A 19307-nucleotide genomic window follows, 5' to 3' on the forward strand; every position below is an offset into this window, starting at 1 on the left:
GAGTTCGCGGCGAGCGATACTACAATAAAATAAAGTGTCCGTTATAATTTGGCTTTTCTTATTTGAATTATGAAAGAGGTCTATTGAGTTTCGGTATAACAGATCAACAATCATTAAATTATATTACAAAAAAAAAGTCCGCTATAATATATATAACGGACTCTTTTTTATCGAGGTGCTGTCGGGTGTTCCGATGCTTCGGAACCACCCTGCAAAAATATACTATTCGCTAATTTTCAATTCCACACGTCTGTTTTTCTGACGTCCTTCGTCGTTATCATTCACTGCCACTGGCCGAGTATCGCCATAGCCTTCCGATTTGATATTTGCAGCTTTCACACCTTTGGAAACTAGGTACTTCTTAACTTCCGCAGCACGATCACGACTCAGTTTCAAATTGGCTGCAGGTTTACCCACCTTATCAGTATGTCCACTAATTGTAAGTTTATATTCTGGGTGTTTCGCTAGTAAGCCAGCAAGTTCATCCAAGTTCGGTTTCGATATGGGGTTTACTGCCGATTTTCCGCTTGCAAATTCGAGGTTATCGAATGCACGTTTCAATATATCCTGATCTCCCGCATCAAGATCTACTGATTTTACAGTATCAACAATTGCTACTAATGGGCAGCCTAGGTTCAATGGGTCACCATATTGGTCAGGACAGTTATCGTCTTTATCAGCAACTCCATCAAGGTCACGGTCGGGGCAGCCATCAAGCTTAGCCATACCAGGTTGGTCGGGGCATTTATCCAAATTATCAACTACTCCATCATTGTCTGTATCGGGGCAGCCTTTGTTTTCAACTTTACCAGCTTTGTCAGGGCATAAGTCTATATCATCTGTTACACCATCATTGTCACTGTCGGGGCAACCTTTAGTAGCCAATGGGCCTTTGGAGTCAGGACATTTATCTTCAGAATCTATGATACCATCATTGTCTCGATCGGGGCAACCATCTTCGTTTTTACCAAACTCGTCGGGGCATTTATCGTTCTTATCATATACCCCATCTCCATCGCGGTCGGGACATCCCTTATTCACTACACTACCTTTTTCGCTAGGGCAAAGGTCATCGTCGTCGGTTACGCCATCACCATCGGTATCGGGGCAACCACGTAAGTTAAATGGGCCTGGCAAGGTGCGACATTTATCTTCATCATCGGGTATACCATCGCCATCTTGGTCAGGGCAACCTTTGGCACTCCATGCACCAGGCACATGTATGCAATGATCATTGCGATCAGATACACCATCTTTGTCACGGTCTTTAGGTTTTCCTTTAAATAGTGGGATAGTAGCTCCTGTATATAAGTCTATACCATTAAAATTATTGGAACCTAGGAACCCTCCTATATTATCAGATCCAATAAAAAATACGCCAGTGCGGAGGAACAAACCCACATTTAGTTTTGAATAACCAAAGGTAGCTAGAATGGGCATGGAAACTTCCAACCAACGGAACTCAATGCGAGGAGTAATTCCCAGTAGAGAATTAACTCTGAACCCAATACCATTTTTCGATGTGATACTTTGCATCAAAACACCACTTACAAAGAAATGATTCGTAACACGATAATCAAAATTGATATTGATAGAACCTGGCATGTACCAATTGAATGAGGTAGCCGTGTCTTTAAATCCAAAAACTTTACCAAGGGCCGAATCTAAATCTTGGCTATTCCTAAGCTTCAAATTATTAAGCTGACCCCAATAAGCAGTATCATTTATTTTTATATCGCTTCGCGGCTTTAACTGATGGTATTTTACCCATTTTGGATTGCTATATTTTATATAACCGATATTCATAATTGAAAATCCAATTTTATATAAATATTTTACTTTTCGGTCATCATATCGGGTAACGCCATCCATGGTATATTTATATTTTTCAATATCGGGTCTGTATTCATATTGAAATCCTAGGTCGAAACCGTAACCTTTGCCTAATACACTTCTTGGGAATAAGTCCTTCCCAATTAATCCCGACCTTTTATTATTTAAATCTGGATTGAGTAAACCATAAAATTGCTCGGCAACCATACCATATTTGACATCGGTTTGCACCGCAAACAAACTGTCTTTATTTACAAAGTTTACGTTCACGCCTTTGTTTTGCACAAATAAAGCTGCAAGTCCTTGATAATATTTGAGGCTAACGCCCCCTGTAAAATAATGCTTATCTAAGTCGATAATTTTACGTGCATATGATGCAGAAACTTCTGTGTACGCACCAATATTTAATCCAAAAGAATTATCCAATTGTAATACATTCAAATAGGGTTTAGTTTGGTTTTTATCCAACCCATACACAGCAAATCGGGCAAAAGGCTCTGCTATATCATTTACCTGCAAGCCTGCCATTACCCTTGTTCCCAAAGCAATGGTATTTTTATTGTTCCAGCTATAAGAAAAAGAAGGGCCACGTACTTCGGCACTTAGATTTACATATTTGGCTTTGCCATTTATATTTTCACCCAGATAACTATTATCATCTTTCCAACCTTTTATAGAATCGAGTGTATTGGTTGATTGATTCGTAAAATGGTAATAATCCTTATTACTATATTTATTGGACAGAATTTGTTTCAAATATTGGTAACTGCTATAAGGAAGTTTGGCTTCAGCATAATTGTTTGCAAAGTTTAAATTCATTGAACTAAGATTCACGTAAGCACGATAACGGGTATCGGCTAATGTGGCGGGATTGAAGTACATTCCGTTAGTACCTGCATAGTTGCTGCTAACAAACCCCTGAAAATACTGGGCATTTGTGGTGAGAAGCGTGAAAACAATAAATGTGAGACTGAGTAATTTTTTCATTGAGTTTAGTATTGTTGGGCAAATATCTTATAAAACGCTGCAATAATACTACAGCACTCGTAAAAATTGGGTTATAAAAACATAAAAAGATGGTGGCGAACTGTTAATAAAAAGCATGAAAGAATAATATTTAATAGGATAAGCTACTTATATGTTGTGATTTACGGGTTGCGTTTATATATAATTCATTAAGCTCTTGAGCTCGTTAATTTCAACTAGATTTTGATACAAAGTTTGCTCCTCATGGTAAGGGTTAAACCACACTGGGCAAATACCCGAATTATATGCTCCTCCAATGTCAGAATCAATGTTGTCGCCTACCATTAAAGCGTGTTGTGCCTTGCCATTTGTTTGCAATAGGGCGGTTTCAAATACTTTTTTATGCGGTTTTTGCACGCCAATATTTTCAGTGATGAGTATATGTTCGGGTTTAAAATAAGCCATCAAGCCAGAATGCTCCAGTTTGTTGTAAGTCGCTTCCAAAAAACCATTCGTGATAATGGCTACTGTGTATTTTTTTGAGGCATGGTCTAAAATTTCGTGGGCATTTTCAAAAACATGGGGCATCCTTGTGCACAATTCTATATAGTCTTCTCCAAATTGGTCAACATCGAAATTTATATCGACACCCACTTTGCCAAAAGCTTCACGAAAACGACGGTAGCGAAGTTCATCTTTGGTTATTTTTTGATAGTTATATAATTGCCACATGGCCTTGTTTGTGATTTTATACTGCGATAAAAATGAATTGGATAAAAGGCTTCCAGTGGGGGCGATATTATATCTGTCTAATAGCAATGCTAAGGTCTCGGCTGAGTTTCTGTCAAAGTCCCAAAGGGTGTGGTCGAGGTCGAAAAATATATGGGTAATGTATTTTGGTATTTGCATTATACTGCAAATGTGCGTTATTTGTATAATATATACTGACCAAAATTATGGACGATAATGGTATATCACCTCAAAATGTTTACAATAAAATATTTGAGTGTTGAAAAAAAGTGTCCTAATTTCGCCTCCACTCTAAACGATAATAAAACAACCCAAATAAAGTCAGAATTATGAACATGGAATCAACCCCCCAAGAACGAAAATCAGGATCGAGCAAAGTAATTGTAGTAGTAGCATTGATACTGCTGATAGGTGCCGACGTCTTTCTCCTGTGGCAATTATTTGACACCAAAGAAGACTTTAAGGAAGCCAACAGCATCAATAAAGTTCAGAAGAGTCAGATTGATTCGCTCAATATAGAGATTGATAATTTAGAGGCAAAGCTCAAGGAACTGGAAAGACAAAAAGAAGAGTTGGGCATATCAGACAGTACCCACCAAGCAGAGATTGACCAGCTCCGGAAACAAATACCTTTGATGAGAAGTGCTGCAAGAGGGGGCAATCCAAGCGAAATAGCAAAACTTAGAACCGATCTGAAAAGGGCCAACGACAAAGCAGAATCTGAAAGGATGCGTGCTGAAGCCGCCAAGGGCGATTATAGTAAGCTCGAGAATGATAGTAAATCAACCAGAGATAGTTTAAAAAGGGCACAAGAGCTTGCCGAAAAACTGGGAAGGGACAAGAATTCGCTCAACAAAAAAATTAAAGAAGGATCGGCACTTAAGGCTGATAATATTATAGGGATGGGGATTAAAGTAACTAGCAAGGGAGAGACTCCTACCCCAAAAGCCAAGAAAGCAAACAAAATTAAAGTGTCTTGTAAAATACAACAAAACTTGGTGGCCGACGCTGGACCCAAAATGATATATATGCGTGTGCTTGACCCATCAAGACAAATCATTACTTCTAATGCGAATGAGAAATTTACCTACGAAGGAAGTGAGTTGCCTTTTACCCAGAGCCAAGAAATAGATTATCAAAATAAGGATCGTGAGGTAAACATCAAGTTTGGCAAAGCCACTGCATTTGTTAAAGGTGCTTATACCGTAGAAATATATGAAGGAGGATTGATGATTGGTAAATCTTCATTCACTCTCAAATAAAATATTTTTTACCGCCGCTGGTATATATTAGTTGCGGTTCAACTACTAAAACCCTTGCATCATTGCTGGGGTTTTTTGTTTTAGGGAATTTATTTTTTGTTAGCATTGCTTATTAACCGTATTTTGTATTCCCTAAAATGGACCCAGTAAAAGAGACAAAACCAACCAAATATAAATGGCTGAAAAAGCTTGGTGTTTGGACGGTTGTTTTCTTTGTGGTGAAAGGCACTATAAGTACCATACTTATATATTATTTTGGAAAAGGCATTTGGCAATACGTAGCCGAGTGGCTTAAATAGTTCTTTGAAAGGAGTGATCCCGATAGCTATCGGGAGTGAGACATTGATGTCAGTCTGAGTTTATCGAAGACGGTCTTCGATAAACTCAGACTGACAGAAAAATATAAAATAATCCCGCCTCGGCGGGGTAAAATACAAAATAACACTTTGGGGCTGACCGGAATTGACGGGATGTGTAGCACGGGGGTAAGCATGCAGTGCCTTGTAAGGGAGCACTTTAATCTGAACTTTCAAGCCTTAACCGGCAACACTTCATTTGCTTTGGCTGCCTAATCGGTTAGATTACGCACTCAATCGTTTGCAGAAACTTTGCCCCAACAGCAACTGAGCACAGACGATCAAACCCCAGTTGGGGACTTTTAGTTACCGTGGTTGCGGGTTTCTAAATGTATTAGTAACCTAAGGAATAGATTGGTGAGCGGGACTCCTGCCTATTCTCTAAAATTAAATTTCTCGACAAGCATGTAGAAAGCTCTATCGAGTTCCATCTCCGGACCAGGGTTCGACTCCCTGCAGCTCCACTAAAATAATGACTTGTATTATATATATAATATGAGTCATTTTTTTTTTACACTCCGAGTTTACACTCCAATTTCCCAACTCAAATACCCCCCCTGTAAGTCGCCGTTCTGCGAACGGTGACTTACAATAACAGGCAGGGTTTGCAACCCGGCAAAAGAAGAGCCCATTCACTAATCATTCTAGGATCAGCCAAGGCGGATTATTTTAAGTAAGCCTTCCCCCTGCATAATCAACTGAACTGGTGAGCCTGTATTTATTTATGCGGCTCGTTCACCAATCCAGCCCGCACTGGGCTGTGGTCATCTGGTCATCTTAACTTATGGAACGGCATACACTCGTACTTTGCATATATATTGCAAATATCAATCAATACCCGGCATATAGTATTTCCAGTTCGCAGACCTTGCAGTTATAGGCCCGTATCATTAAGTTACTGCTCGCAGAACGGCGACAACGGAAGTGAGTTATTATAATAATCTAGGGTTATATCGTAGTAATCGTAAACAATTGCAGCATTAATAAGTCAGGAGCTTTTTATAGATTTTAAAAAAGGGAATTAGTTGTTAGATTTCATTGGCCAAAATTAAATTAATTTTTGTATATAGCGAAATTATTATTAAAATTACTTCTCTCCATATATCACCTCCATCACCGTCTGTCCCACATTTTTTAAAGTAAACTTACTGATGTTTTTAATATTATCATTATGGGTATGCCAAGTGTGGCTGAAATGGTCGCCCACATCTTTGTCTTTGGTGTATTCTATGATATCTATAATAGGTATTTTCGCAATTTGGTTCACATAATAATGGTCGTCAATAACACCAGTATTCGGCTCATTAACAAAATTGGTATAACCTAGTTTCTGTCCTGTGGCCCAAACTTTTTCAACTACTGCAGGGGCAAACTCCATAGAGCCTTTTTCTTTGGTAAACTGTGCATCGGGGGCACCAACCATATCAAGCAAAATACCATAAGCAGGCATATAGTTTTTAATATGTAGGTTTTTGGCCCAATATTGCGAACCTATACAATAACTGTCTTCCATGTGTGGGTCGTCGCTATCGCCGGGTTGTCCGTAATCTTCCAAATCGAAAAGTATAATATCAATTCCTATTTCAGTAGGTTTTAATTTAAGTTGGCGGGCTATTTCTAATAATACCCCTACCCCGCTTCCACCATCATTTGCCCCATCAATGGGCTTGTCTATGTCTTTGGTGTCTTGGTCGGCAAAGGGGCGTGTATCCCAATGGGCACTAAGCATCACGCGTTTGCTAGCTTTCAGGTTGAACGATGCTATAATGTTTTTACACTGGTGCGTTTTTCCATCGAAAGTCTTTAATGGAGCACCGTTTATTTCTACTTTATCAGCATATTTTTTAAGTTCTTTTATAAGATAGTCGGCACACAATTTATGACCATTGGTGCTGGGCACACGTGGGCCAAAATTACATTGAGCAGCCACATAAGCAAAGGCACTGTCCTCATTAAAATTGGGCGAGGTTTGCACATATTTCGCAGCTACAGGCTCAATTATTTTTTCAGGGTCTTTGGGATTATCGTTTTTGCAAGCTGCAATGGCGGTTATCAGCAAAGTAATATATAATAGTTTTTTCATATAATAGTTTCTATTGCCCACACAAGCATATAATCATGGGTGTGGCGGTGTTGCAAATTAAAGTGTTTTTGGTAAAGTTCTTTATGTATATGCCCTACAAATGTAGCATCGTTTTTTTGAATGGTGATATGTTTAATAAAGTCGAGTTCTTTTTGTTCGTAAAGTTTGTATAAGCATTCTTTGCTACACCATATCATCAAAGCATCTTCAGGGTTTGTTGCTGCCCATGTTTTTTCTTGTTCATTCAAAAACTTATGTTTGATACGGTCTATTTTTTCCAGTTTGGTTTCTATGTCAATTCCTGTATTATAATTACTCACCGAAACTGCAGCATGTGTTTGTGTATGAGAAACGGATATATATATATTGTTCAAATTTGAAATCATCAATTTCCCAAAATCAGTTTTATATAATTCTACTTTATGATAGTCGTTTAAAAGCATTCCCAATAAAATTCGTGTGGCCAGCCATTGCCTATGGTTTTGAGGATGTGCAAATTCTTCAGGTCTGCTGAGGTCTATAATATTTGAAGGAAATAATTCTTCTAATATATATAACTCTTCGCTGAGTTCCCACACTGCAACCTGCGTTTCTTTTGGTTGTTCGGTTTGCCAAATAATGGGCATATTAGTTTTCTTTGGCCCAATCGGCACGCGAGCTTTGGGCCATTTGCCAAGGTGCTCCATTGTTTTCCATATTGGTAAAAGTGAGATTCAATTCCTGCGGAGCTTCACTTTTTTCCATTACCAAGTAGCGACGCATATCTACAATAATCTCAACGGGGTTAATATTCACAGGGCAAATTTCTACACATGCATTACAAGTAGTGCAGGCCCACAATTCTTCAGCAGTTATATAAGTGTGCAAGTTTTTTTCATCGGCTACAAACTCTCCGTTTTTATCAATATTTTTTCCTACTTCTTCTAGTCTGTCGCGGGTATCCATCATCACTTTACGCGGTGATAATAGCTTGCCTGTAATATTCGCAGGGCATACACTGGTGCAGCGGCCACACTCGGTGCAGGTATACGCATCCATTAAATTTTTCCAATTAAGGTCTTGCACATCTTTGGCTCCAAAACTTGTGGGTGGTGTATATCCTTCAGGCGTTGGGGCAGAAGGATCCATCATAAGCTTTACTTCAGTAGTAACACTTGGCATATTGCTGAGTTCGCCTTTGGGTTCCAAATTACTATAATAAGTATTGGGGAAAGCCATGATAATATGAAAGTGTTTGCTAAAGGGCAGATAGTTCATAAAGACAAAAATGCCTAGTATATGTCCCCACCAACACACGCGTTCAAACATAATTAGATTGCTTTCACTCATTCCAACGAACATGGAAACTAATACATTGGATACAGGGAAGAAACCTGCTTGCACAAAATGTTCGCTGCCCATGTTTTGTAATGATTTGTCTACTGCATTTAGCAATAACAAACAGGTCATTAGTATGATTTCTATAATAAGTATTGTTGCGGCATCACGCACTGGGAATGCACGCATCTCGAAGCCACTAAAGCGTTTCACTTTAAGCACATGCCTGCGGAATAAAAATATAATACATGATACCAAAACCAATAATGCCAATACTTCGAAGAAGGCCATCATGCCATTATATAATATGCCGAGTATGCCTGCAAGTACACGGTGGGTTCCCGCTACACCATCTATCAATATTTCAAGCACTTCTACATTAATGAGTACGAATCCTGCATATACAAATAAATGCAATAGAGCAGGAATGGGGCGGGTAAACATTTTGCCCTGACCAAGTGCGACCATAAACATAGTACGCCAGCGTTGAGCACTATTACCGCTCAAATCCACATCACGGCCTAGTAATATATTTCGCCTAACCTTGCCTATGTTGCGGGCAAACAGCCATACCGAGGCTGCAAGAATAATTGCAAAAATGAGTTGTTGTGCCATTGGCTTGCAAAGTAAATAGGAAATGGTTAAATTCCGTCGACTAAAGTCACACGATATTTAAAAATACTTTCCTTATGCTTCCACCATCGCATTACTCGCCTTCCTAAAAGAAAAACTTTGGAAAATATGTCTTCGGGCAAAACGTATTTGGGTGGGGGAATTGATGAGTTTATTATAGGTACTCTGAGGCACACCAAAGTACTCATAAATGCTTCCATCAAGGAAGGTCACTTTTAGCATTTGGCCTTTGTATATAAAATCGTCGATGCCGCTGCTGGTAATAGTTTGGGTATAGGCTTCTTGTTGTTGCAGATGTGTTTCGGGCGAGAGGCTTACCAAGAAGTGATACGCTTCTATAATAGTTTTGCTTTTGGTTTCTGCTTCGTGCTTTTGGGTTTCGTCTTGGAACTTATCGGGGTGCGATTCCTTCATTAGGTTTCTGTAAAGGGTTTTGAGTTCTGCGAGGTCGGCATCTTTGGTAATGCCAAAGAGTTTTCTGTAATCGGTAATTCTTTTCATTTATTTATTATAGTGGAATTTAATCTGCAAAGGTACGCCTCTTGCCTCACAATAACGTTAAGAGCGACCTTGAGCCGTTTGAAACGTCCAAGCTACAATACGGCTTATTTTATTCCCCTGACCCATGGGGATGGTTTGCACCTCAGGAACAGCCGCTTTTTCGAATAGCTTGTATATATATTCCAGATTTGCTTCTTTCGAAATTAAACAAGAAAACCAAAGGCACGATTTTTTATATATAATACTTTGCTCAATCATGAGTCGTACAAATTTTTTCTCACCACCTTCGTACCACAATTCAGTATTGTTGCCACCGAAGTTTAATATAGGCTTGGTGATTTTTTTTTGTTTCAAATTGCTTAATTTTCTATGCGTTCCAATTTGTGCCTCGGCCAATGACCCATGAAAAGGAGGATTGCAAATAACCAAATCGAAGCGTTCGTTATTATATATAATGTTATTGAATATATCATTTTTATTTGTTTGCAATCGTAGTTCAATTTGTCCTTTAAGTGTGGGATTTTTTTCTATGATATTTCTTGCTGATTCAATAGCAACAGAATCTACATCAGTTCCTACAAACGACCATCCATACTCACTGTTTCCGATAATGGGATAAATACAATTTGCACCCATTCCTATATCCAAACATTTTACAGATGCACCTTTTGGAATGATTCCTTTATTGCTTTCACTTAATACATCAGCCATATAATGTATATAATCGGCTCTGCCAGGTATGGGTGGACATAAATAATTTTTCGGAATATTCCAGTAATCTATATTATAATACAACTTTAAGAGAGCAGTGTTGAGGGCCTTTACGGCTGCGGGATTGAAGAAGTCTATAGATTCATTATCATAATCATTTAACCTAACAAATTCCTCCAATTCTTGACTTGCATTAATAAGCGATTTGAAATCGTATTGTCCGCGATGTTTGTTTCGGGGATGGAGATTTGTTTTTTCTGAAGGGATTTGTTTCTGCTTTTCTACTTTCAAAATATTATTTTATGATAAAAAATCAGCCCACTTCACTTTGCACCTTCAACTCAAATTGAAAAGGCATGAGATCTTTAATCCCTGATAGTTCGAATATTCTTTCATCGCTACCATATAATAATAATTTGATTGGACTACCCTGTTTGCGTTCATACTCTATCATGGCTTGCATGCACGCACCACAAGGTATTACAGGATTTTCGGTATTCCATTTATTACTATTTGCTGCTATAGCAATTTGGTTTACAACGCCATTGGGATGGCTATGCCCCGCATGATATATTGCAGTTCGCTCGGCACATAATCCTGAAGGGTAAGCTGCATTCTCCTGATTGCTGCCTGTAATAATTTCACCTGTATTCATTTGCAAAGCACAACCCACAAAGAATTCGGAGTATGGAGCGTAAGCCTGATTGGTAGCCGCAATAGCAAGTTGGATAAGTTCTTGTTGCTGCTTGTCCAACTCATCCAGAGCCAATTCTTTATATATTATTTTCAGTTCTTTGTGCTGCAAAATATAATATACCGGTTACTGTAATGTATACCTAGCGGTTACGCCAAATTGCACATTGGTGGTTGGGTAAGAGCTGGTAGTATAAGGTTTTGAAATGCGTTGATCATAATACAAGCGTATCAATACTTTATCGCTGGCTTGGTAGTCGATGGTGGGTTTAATACTGATTATTTTCATACCAGCAGTAGGAACGCTTACCCCATCAAATTTGCGAATGGTGGTCCAGTTATCACGAATAGAAAAATCGAAACGGAAACTGGCATCATTGGGCAAATACAAGGAATTACCGCGGAATTTGATCCACCTAATGGTCAATCCCTTTTTGCGGAAACCTGCACCTATTACTATTTCTCGGTTCTTCATTTCTTGCAATTGCGGGTTAACGGGCACCAATGACAGCATGCGTTCTTTCTTCAATTCAAATTTAAAAGTAAAGCTATTGGTAAAAGTCATATCAACCCCAATAAGCGGTGAGAAGCGTTCGGCAATCGTTACATTTTGAAGTGCAAGTCTAGGTTCCAAGGTATAGGTGGCACCCACACCTCTGCTAGATAATGCCGAATCGACAGAATATCCCAGCGATGAACCAAACCCTCCTACCGAATAAGTAGAAGCATAGGCATGTGATAGACTTAGATTGGGGATTATTTTTTTGATAGCGGGAATTTTACTTAGCCCATTCCATGTAACACGCCATGATGCACTTGGTATTTTAGGGAACAATTCGGCCTTATAATTAATTGGGTTTTTGCCACTGTATGCCGATAGGAATGAGTGTATTACAACATCGTGTTGTAGCGGTGAATAGCCCATCGGATAGCCAGTTAAAACATCAACGCCTTTGCCTTTTGATCGGTCATCGGTGCTTTGCAATTGGCTGGCAATGGTAAATCTTTGGTCACGCATTTTTTCAAATACATCCGAGTTTATTGGAGTGCTCTTACTAAATGCAGTACGTATAATATTATAGGTCATACTAAATGTTCCATTCTCTAAAGGAGCAAAATTGCTATATCCATTCGTACTGGGTTCATAGTTGAAAAAGCTTTGATAGGAAGTGGTCATCGACCGCTGGAAAGTGAGCTGAATTCTAAAATCGTTGAACGGTTCTACAGTAGCCTGCATATTAAATTGCTTGTTTAGCGTTCGTGTATTTGGGTTGTTCACTCCAGACCCTGCTGCAAGCCAACCATTTTTGGCGGCATCATACTTTAGCATGCTGTCCTGGCTTCCAGTAATAAAGTCCCAGCCCGGTGCCATCATATCAAAATTTTGGCCAAAGTATTTTGGTTTGGGTAAGAAACCTGGCAAGGTGGTTCCCCTATTTTCAGTATAGGTAAAATTGATGGTTTTCACCATCATCACCAATCGGGCAGTGTGCTCGGCTAATGACAGTAAAGGGTTTTTGCTATTGGGTGTTGGTGTTTCATCAACCTTCGATGTGTCTTCATCGGTCGCTTTTTTCTTGGGAACCTTATTGGGTACTTTAGGCTTTACTTTTGGAGGTGGTGGAGGTGGTGTTTGTTTTTTACCGCTGGCAATCCGTTCTAAAAATTTAATTTTATTGTATAGTTGCTGCATATTGAATTGCCCCGTTAAAGAATTGTTTTTTGAGTTTGCGATCGTATTTCCTATAGTGTCTTGCAAACCTGGAGGGCCTTGAGTCCATGAATAATTTACACTTACCCGGGCTGTCATACTTATAAAATTGGTCAAAGGGAACTTATTGAAAGGCAAGGTATAACTAAGGTTGCCCATTTGATTAAATTGGGTAATGCGGCCCAATCGTTTGATATTTTTTATAATAGAGTCGTGCCCCTCACCAGAATATCGAAAAACGGCCCCTGCTGGTTCATCTATCCTCGCATTCGTAATAGCATTATAATCGAACTTGAGGGCTTTGGTCAAATCCCATTTAACATCAAATTGCCGCGAAGTGGTGAAATTCTTATCATATAAGGTATCGATGCGGGTATTGTTTAAGTTATCGTTTACGCGGTTCACCATTTCGCCGTAACGTCTGTCGGTATTGGTAATAATATTTATTGACTGTGGTTTGTAGTAAAAATTAAAATCACGTATCAATTGTAAATACTTCGACTTAAAATGCTTTTTGAAAGGTTCGACAGGTTTGGCCTGCGTTTGGAAAGAATAGTTGAGTTTAAAGTTATATAGTTTTATCTTATTGTATTGTATCAACTGGTTCCGTTGAAAAAACTCGTTGAAGGCATAAGAAAGATTGAAATTTTCAATGCTATAAAATTTCTTCTTTTTGCTACCAGTTAAATTTTTGTGTACATTCGACACGTTCCATCCCTTTTTAATGGTTAGGTCGTCGGCGTTATATTTAATATTGGCCCGTTCGTCGGCAGGGGTTACATTAAGCACACTGCTCATAGGAATATCGGGATTTAAAGGATAAAAATGCGGCCTTACCAAGGTTTGGTTATATCCATAATAGAAAGGAATGCTCACGCCCGATTTTGCAGGGAAAAACTTGCCCAACTCTAGCATGGTATTTAGGTCGAAGTTTGTAGTGAGGTTTCTCGCTCGGTCGTTCAATTTTTTATCAATTCCTCCATATCCTACGGTAGTGATATTTCCGGCCATATTCAAGGTGCCGATATCAGCTAACTTTATCACACTTCTGGCTGTTGCAGCCCAACCACCGGGGTTTTCAAATCCGCTCACTCTTAATTCGTTCACCCATATTTCACCACATTTTGATAATCCATCGTCGGCGGGGTTGTCAAATTGTTTGGGGTTTCGCACCCCTATTAATATTACCCGTATATTGCTCATATCGGGGATACCGTTTACAGCCAACCTTTTACCATCGGGTGTATAATTCTCAAAATAGGTATTCGTGCCTCCTTGTTTTAGTCGCAATACTTTCAAATCATAAAAGGCGGCAATATCAATATTCAATTCATTGTCAGCTCGCCAAATATCGTTTTCGTTGGTCTGCCCCCAATTGGTTAGCTTAAGCGGGATTTCATATTCATAATAGTTATTGGTAAAGTCGGTACCGAGCCTCACAAATACAGATAGGTCTTTGTCTTTTAATATCTCACCAGCCAATGCCTCGGCATGCACAAACATTTTCAAGGTCTTATAATTCCGGATGTCTAATTTTACATTCTTGAACACAGCCCTTGCATCGCCATCTTTCAGTCCGCATACCCTAAGCGACAATGATTGCTCATTTTGTTGAATGGGGTTTGGCTGACTCACATCCAATTGCCTGAAAATACCTGGGGGTAGCACATAAGGAACAGGCTGTCGTTGGTTGTTTTCTTCCACATTTACGGTCGAAACTACAAATGAGGTATTATCATTGGGGTCGATGGGATTAACTGAACCGGGGGTAGCAAGCGATACCAAGTACTTACGCCATTCGGCCCTAATCAGTTGCATGTTTGCAAACCGAAGTACGACGGAATCAGTAAATCCTCTCATTATCATACGCATAAAACGAATGGACTTAAAATCGGGTATACTCCCAATTCTACGCTCATAAGAACGAACAGGTACCTTCAATTGGTACCAGGTAACAGTATCGTCGGGACAGTTACAAGGTTTTTCAAGTTTTGGTCCTGAGCGAACGGAGTCTGTGACATAGTTTTGCCCAACTATCAGTTTGCTTTTGCTTAGGTCTATTCGGTATTGATAGTACTCTTCTATTTCATTGAGGGTAAAGTCTTTATTAATATCCTCGTCGTTAGGGTTGGGTTGGTTGGCAACGGGGTAAGTTTCTTTAGGCTGGTGTGGGGGCGGAGCATTAGGGCTTGGCGAGTTTCCGTCAGGGCCATTAAAATATTTATAACGGGCTAGTATACTGGTTTTGGCCGAGTCGAAATCGCTACCTCTATAAAAATGGTAGTTATCTGATGCAGGGTCATTTAAAGCATCAATATATGCTTTAGAGTTTGTGCCAAAATTATTGGCTAAGGAATCTAAATACTTTTTCTTATAAAAATCTCTTTCGTTGGCATCGCTCAATCCATCAAGTCCTACGTCCTGCTGCAAACGAGAATTGGGATCGTTGTCGAAGGCATTGTTGATAGCTGGTATTGCAGGCACATTGCCCCACACTGTGGTGTCCATGCGGAGATTGGGTTGCGTGTTGGTTGTTAAACCGTTTTCAAAACTTTTTCGTGAGTCGCTTAACATATCTTCGCTCACGTTTCCTAGGTGTAGGTATAATTGTCCGCTGTTATTGGGTTGCGGGTTATGTCCGTTCAAGAATGGATCCATCATCCACAATTCTATATAATCAATATTGGCAGCTTCAAAGTCGTTCTGGTCTATTTTACGCATTATCCCTGCCCAATTGCTCTTTGGACTTTTAAAAGTACCGTCACTATTTATATCAGTTGCGTTAAAGTTGTAGGGGCCGCGTTGGTTGGGGAAGTAGCTTATATCAAAAGTGTTTTGCGTTTGTGGTACCCCCTGTTGTATTTGTTTGTTTTTGAAAACTTCGTTTACCACCACCTGCCTCACATAATGATTGGATAATTGTCCAGGATCATTTTTTAAATGAGGTGGGGTAAGGTTATTATTGGTATAGAACAAAGGGTCTAGAATATACCATGACATGCGTGCTGCATGGTCTCTGAAACCAATATTGTATCTATTGTTTCCGTCAGGGAATAAATCTGCTTGTCCTTGAGGGGTGCTGGCCAGTTGCCAATAATTACCCAACCTCAAATCGGTAGGGATTTCGCTTGCTTCAAAATCGTCAACAAAAGAAACTCCTGACTTGTCAAGGGTTTTCTTGATGGCGGGTGCTACTCCAGGGATAATTTTTGCAAATTCGCCAGTGAATAAAAAATTACTCATTTCTTTGGTAGAGAGAAAGGGCAAACGATCAATTGCTTTTGTAAGTCCTCTCCAATTGCTCTTATAAGTTGCATCGAGTCCAACTATAGTATTGTTCAAAGGCTCATCGCCAATACTTACTTTGGGTATAATAGGTCGTTCACGCAGATTAAGCAAGGTGCCGCCGATAATAAAATCCTCACTCACTTTAAAATCGAGCCGAGTGCCCATTAGTGTTCGCTGTTGTGTAGTAAAGGTAGCTGTGTTTTCACAACTGGCTTTTATGGCAGCTCCTTGTGCCAATATTCCAGTATTGATAATGGTTACGCGGCCGGTTGAATAGTCTACCAAATAGTCATTTCCCTCAATTAAAGGTGTTCCATTTGAGGTTACCTTTACCGAACCTTTAGGTGCATTGAAACAACTCAATTGTATCTCGTTGCTTGCCGAACCTTTAAAACTACCTCGAATAAAAAATTTGTTTTTGGTAGCTTTTTGCTGTGCAGCCCATCGGGTCGAATCATATAATTCATCAAAAGCATAATAGTTGGCATTGGCACCATTAGGGTCTTTAAACTTGCTTCGTAAAAATTTGCCAAAGGGTTCCAGTACGGGAAATATAATTCTGCCTTGTTGTGGAGATATGGTAATTCCTTCAATCCAGTCAAACTGTCCATCAGGTTGTGCTTCTAAGTTACTATTAACTCGGTCTATATTTAACACCCGCACCAAGGGAAGACCTTGGAGTTTGGGTTCGTCTTTGGCTGGCAAATATATCATATCAGCATTCGATGGGTCATCGGCATACCATACGTTCAATTTAAAATCTTGTTTTTGTATCTGATAGCTTCCCACTGAATATATATTTTTCATCATCAGTTTCCAGTTGGGCAAATCGGGGCGGATAGAGATCGGTTTCAAAAGTTTTAAAAACAATACATTTGGGCTTTGTCTATCGGTAGGAACCTGTCTCGAAAATTCACCTACCTGATAGGGCTGGCCGCCTATTTCGTATTCAAAAGCCACCGCCAAAACCTCATCATTATTTAAGGTTTGATTGAGTGAAATGTAGCCAAGTTGCGTATGGAAAGTAAATTCATTGGGGTTAAGTTGGCGGGCAAAGTTTATTAACTGATAGTCATCTATTTGCTTCATCTTATTAGTTTGCGTGTTCTGTTGAAGCTCGTTCACACTTTTAAAAGTAGATCGGAAATTGACATTGTTAGTAAGTGTTTTGTAGAGGTCGTTTGCAATATTTTCGGGGAATACCTTGGCAGGGGTCGCAGTAATTTGTTTGTTATATATATGTGCTGCGTCTTCGCCCAGATCCATAAAGCCCATAATGTCGCGGGCATTGTCCACAGCACTCGTGCGGTTGGTAACCCATACCTCCACACGGGTAACTCTTACGGGGCTTTGCACCAAAGGAGGTCTATCAAGAAACGCTTCATAATGGTCGCGGAAATATTGCGAAAGGAAATAATGTTTGTTTTGTTCGTATTGGTCGCACTGTATATCAAAAGGAGTGATTTGTGCACCACCTTGCACCGTAACTTCACTCGCCCTACTTTTTTGTTGCGAGAACAAAACGGTAGATGTAAGTCGGCCAAATTGAAATTTTACTTTTGCTCCAAACAGGCTTTGGCTACCTGGAATTAAAGTGCCATTAAGCGGCATGCTCACATTACCCACTTCTATCTTTTTAAGAATACCATCTTCCTTTCCATCCCAATTTAATTTCATTTGGTTTTCAAAATCGAATAGGGCTTCAGTATTATAGTTGGTATTAATTTTAAATTTGTCGCCAATGCTACCCGCCACATTTAATTGTATTTTTTGTTTAAAATCGAACTGTGCATTACGCTGTTGGCGGCTATTAAGAATAGGGTTTCTAATTAAATTATATATTCCACCAAAAGTGAGCTCGGCTGAGCCCGTAGGTTTGATTTCAACTTTACCATTGCCAAAAAAGTCTTGAAAGGTTTTACCCGGTATAAATAGTGGAGGGATAGTTCCGCCACTGCTTCTCACAAAATTTTGTGCTTTTGCACGTTGCTTGAAATAATTCTTGTTCTGTTCCTCATCTTTTATTTTGGAATAATCTTCGAGCGAAATAGTTTCGGGAGTGCCCACAGGGGTATTACCTATGGATTGCTTCTTGGTATAAAATTTACCACTGCTATCCAGTTCGTAGGTGGTTTTTATTATATCGGGTTCTTTTAAGTCGAATGCTTTTTTACGGGGTTTGTCCCACGATTGGCGGGGCCAGTTCTTAAAACGTGTTGAGTCACCAGGCTTAGCGACTTGTTTTTCCGATTTATGAAAGCTTAAAAATTTGACATTTGCCCCAAAAGCTAATGCAGTGGTGATGCCCAAAAAGAGCATAATGGCTCCGACACTTTTGCCCAAAACCTTGTTCTGTTGAATGCTTTGTTTTTCTCTCACAGTACTTTAAGTGCTTGTTTGATGATATCTTCAGTGTTTTGGTTTTGCAAATTTAATTTAGTCAAGGTTTTTTCTACAGCTACTCGGTTAAAGCCCAGTGTTACCAGTGCTTCCATGGCCATTCGTTGGTTTGCGTTGCCAGGTGTGGCAGGCATCGAGTGCTCGCCGTTCAGCCCTTCTTTAGATAGTTTCGATTGTAAGTCAATCACAATTCTTTGGGCTGTTTTCTCACCGATACCTTTAATAGATTTTAACAAACCTACATTTCCGTTTACTATGGCATTATATAGTTCTCCGGGGTTTAGACTCGATAGCATCATACGGGCGGTATTGGCTCCTACACCGTTCACCAAAATAAGCTGGCGGAAAAGATTCCTTTCCGCTTCGTCCACAAAACCATATAGTGTATGACCATCTTCTTTGATACTCAAATGCGAAAACAACAAGCCATTTTTTTGGTCTTTGATTTTCTCGAAAGTATATAACGAAATGTGCAGACAGTAGCCAACTCCATGGCAATCAACCACTACATAAGCGGGTGTAACTTGTATAAACTGTCCTTGAATGTGAGCAATCATCCTACCTTGGTCCAAATATAATCAGCAAATATACGCGAAAACGCAATTTAGGTAGATGTGTTACATAATTTAATAATAAGGAATGTTAAAAAAGTGTTTTGAAATAGTAAGACCATAAAAAGTAAAAAATGGTTGCATTGGGGTGTAAATATTTTTTTGTGAGCGTTGCATCAAAGATGGAAAGCACGTTGCTTGTTGTTGGGTCGCAAAAAGATTCGGGGAACCATCTATAAAAATCCTACACAC

At 39.4% G+C, this 19307-nt stretch carries 12 protein-coding genes and 1 other RNA gene; 3 read left to right on the top strand and 10 right to left on the bottom strand.

Annotated features, from left to right (window positions below; translation table 11 throughout):
* Positions 1 to 222 precede the first annotated feature (222 nt).
* On the bottom strand, positions 223 to 2820 hold the full coding sequence (locus SGJ10_05125) for an OmpA family protein (protein MDZ4757506.1): 2598 nt from the start codon (positions 2818 to 2820) through the stop codon (positions 223 to 225).
* Positions 2821 to 2994: 174 nt separating this feature from the next.
* A complete protein-coding gene (locus SGJ10_05130; GenBank protein ID MDZ4757507.1) occupies positions 2995 to 3708 on the bottom strand; it encodes a YjjG family noncanonical pyrimidine nucleotidase in 714 nt (237 codons plus the stop codon).
* A gap of 176 nt (positions 3709 to 3884) precedes the next feature.
* On the opposite strand from SGJ10_05130, the gene SGJ10_05135 reads away from it, so the two are divergent.
* The 3 genes from SGJ10_05135 to ssrA all read left to right on the top strand — a co-directional run bounded on the left by SGJ10_05135 (position 3885) and on the right by ssrA (position 5634).
* Positions 3885 to 4811, top strand: coding sequence for a hypothetical protein (locus tag SGJ10_05135; protein ID MDZ4757508.1), 927 nt, complete (start codon positions 3885 to 3887; stop codon positions 4809 to 4811).
* 137 nt (positions 4812 to 4948) lie between these two features.
* The gene (locus tag SGJ10_05140; GenBank protein ID MDZ4757509.1) at positions 4949 to 5110 is read left to right on the top strand and encodes a hypothetical protein; all 162 of its coding nucleotides are present in this window, start codon (positions 4949 to 4951) and stop codon (positions 5108 to 5110) included.
* 149 nt (positions 5111 to 5259) lie between these two features.
* Positions 5260 to 5634, top strand: a transfer-messenger RNA (tmRNA) gene (gene ssrA / locus SGJ10_05145).
* A gap of 620 nt (positions 5635 to 6254) precedes the next feature.
* Here the strand turns inward: ssrA and SGJ10_05150 are convergent.
* The 8 genes from SGJ10_05150 to ruvA form a co-directional block, all read right to left on the bottom strand.
* Positions 6255 to 7250 carry a M28 family peptidase gene (locus SGJ10_05150; GenBank protein ID MDZ4757510.1) on the bottom strand — a complete coding sequence of 332 codons (996 nt, stop codon included), beginning with the start codon at positions 7248 to 7250 and terminating at the stop codon, positions 6255 to 6257.
* Positions 7247 to 7876 (bottom strand): 4'-phosphopantetheinyl transferase superfamily protein, encoded by a 630-nt coding sequence (locus SGJ10_05155; GenBank protein MDZ4757511.1) that lies wholly within the window; start codon positions 7874 to 7876, stop codon positions 7247 to 7249. Before SGJ10_05155 ends, SGJ10_05150 begins: the two co-directional genes overlap by 4 nt.
* Before the next feature lies 1 nt (position 7877).
* The gene (locus tag SGJ10_05160) at positions 7878 to 9182 is read right to left on the bottom strand and encodes a (Fe-S)-binding protein (protein MDZ4757512.1); all 1305 of its coding nucleotides are present in this window, start codon (positions 9180 to 9182) and stop codon (positions 7878 to 7880) included.
* Between the two features lie 72 nt (positions 9183 to 9254).
* Positions 9255 to 9701 carry a KTSC domain-containing protein gene (locus SGJ10_05165; protein MDZ4757513.1) on the bottom strand — a complete coding sequence of 149 codons (447 nt, stop codon included), beginning with the start codon at positions 9699 to 9701 and terminating at the stop codon, positions 9255 to 9257.
* 57 nt (positions 9702 to 9758) lie between these two features.
* Positions 9759 to 10703 (bottom strand): 23S rRNA (adenine(1618)-N(6))-methyltransferase RlmF, encoded by a 945-nt coding sequence (gene rlmF, locus SGJ10_05170; protein ID MDZ4757514.1) that lies wholly within the window; start codon positions 10701 to 10703, stop codon positions 9759 to 9761.
* 22 nt (positions 10704 to 10725) lie between these two features.
* A complete protein-coding gene (locus SGJ10_05175) occupies positions 10726 to 11217 on the bottom strand; it encodes a cytidine deaminase (GenBank protein ID MDZ4757515.1) in 492 nt (163 codons plus the stop codon).
* 15 nt (positions 11218 to 11232) lie between these two features.
* Positions 11233 to 18483 (bottom strand): cell surface protein SprA, encoded by a 7251-nt coding sequence (sprA, locus tag SGJ10_05180; GenBank protein MDZ4757516.1) that lies wholly within the window; start codon positions 18481 to 18483, stop codon positions 11233 to 11235.
* On the bottom strand, positions 18480 to 19061 hold the full coding sequence (gene ruvA, locus SGJ10_05185) for a Holliday junction branch migration protein RuvA (GenBank protein MDZ4757517.1): 582 nt from the start codon (positions 19059 to 19061) through the stop codon (positions 18480 to 18482). The genes sprA and ruvA overlap by 4 nt, the downstream gene beginning before the upstream one ends.
* Positions 19062 to 19307 lie beyond the last annotated feature (246 nt).

The sequence above is a fragment of the Bacteroidota bacterium genome, assembly GCA_034439655.1.
Classification (GTDB): Bacteria; Bacteroidota; Bacteroidia; order UKL13-3; family UKL13-3; genus CANJUD01.

Bases quoted from the DNA above. Each gene is read 5' to 3' on its own strand.
- SGJ10_05125 (MDZ4757506.1), bottom strand. From the start codon at position 2,820: ATGAAAAAATTACTCAGTCTCACATTTATTGTTTTCACGCTTCTCACC.
- SGJ10_05130 (MDZ4757507.1), bottom strand. From the start codon at position 3,708: ATGCAAATACCAAAATACATTACCCATATATTTTTCGACCTCGACCAC.
- SGJ10_05135 (MDZ4757508.1), top strand. From the start codon at position 3,885: ATGGAATCAACCCCCCAAGAACGAAAATCAGGATCGAGCAAAGTAATT.
- SGJ10_05140 (MDZ4757509.1), top strand. From the start codon at position 4,949: ATGGACCCAGTAAAAGAGACAAAACCAACCAAATATAAATGGCTGAAA.
- SGJ10_05150 (MDZ4757510.1), bottom strand. From the start codon at position 7,250: ATGAAAAAACTATTATATATTACTTTGCTGATAACCGCCATTGCAGCT.
- SGJ10_05155 (MDZ4757511.1), bottom strand. From the start codon at position 7,876: ATGCCCATTATTTGGCAAACCGAACAACCAAAAGAAACGCAGGTTGCA.
- SGJ10_05160 (MDZ4757512.1), bottom strand. From the start codon at position 9,182: ATGGCACAACAACTCATTTTTGCAATTATTCTTGCAGCCTCGGTATGG.
- SGJ10_05165 (MDZ4757513.1), bottom strand. From the start codon at position 9,701: ATGAAAAGAATTACCGATTACAGAAAACTCTTTGGCATTACCAAAGAT.
- ruvA (MDZ4757517.1), bottom strand. From the start codon at position 19,061: ATGATTGCTCACATTCAAGGACAGTTTATACAAGTTACACCCGCTTAT.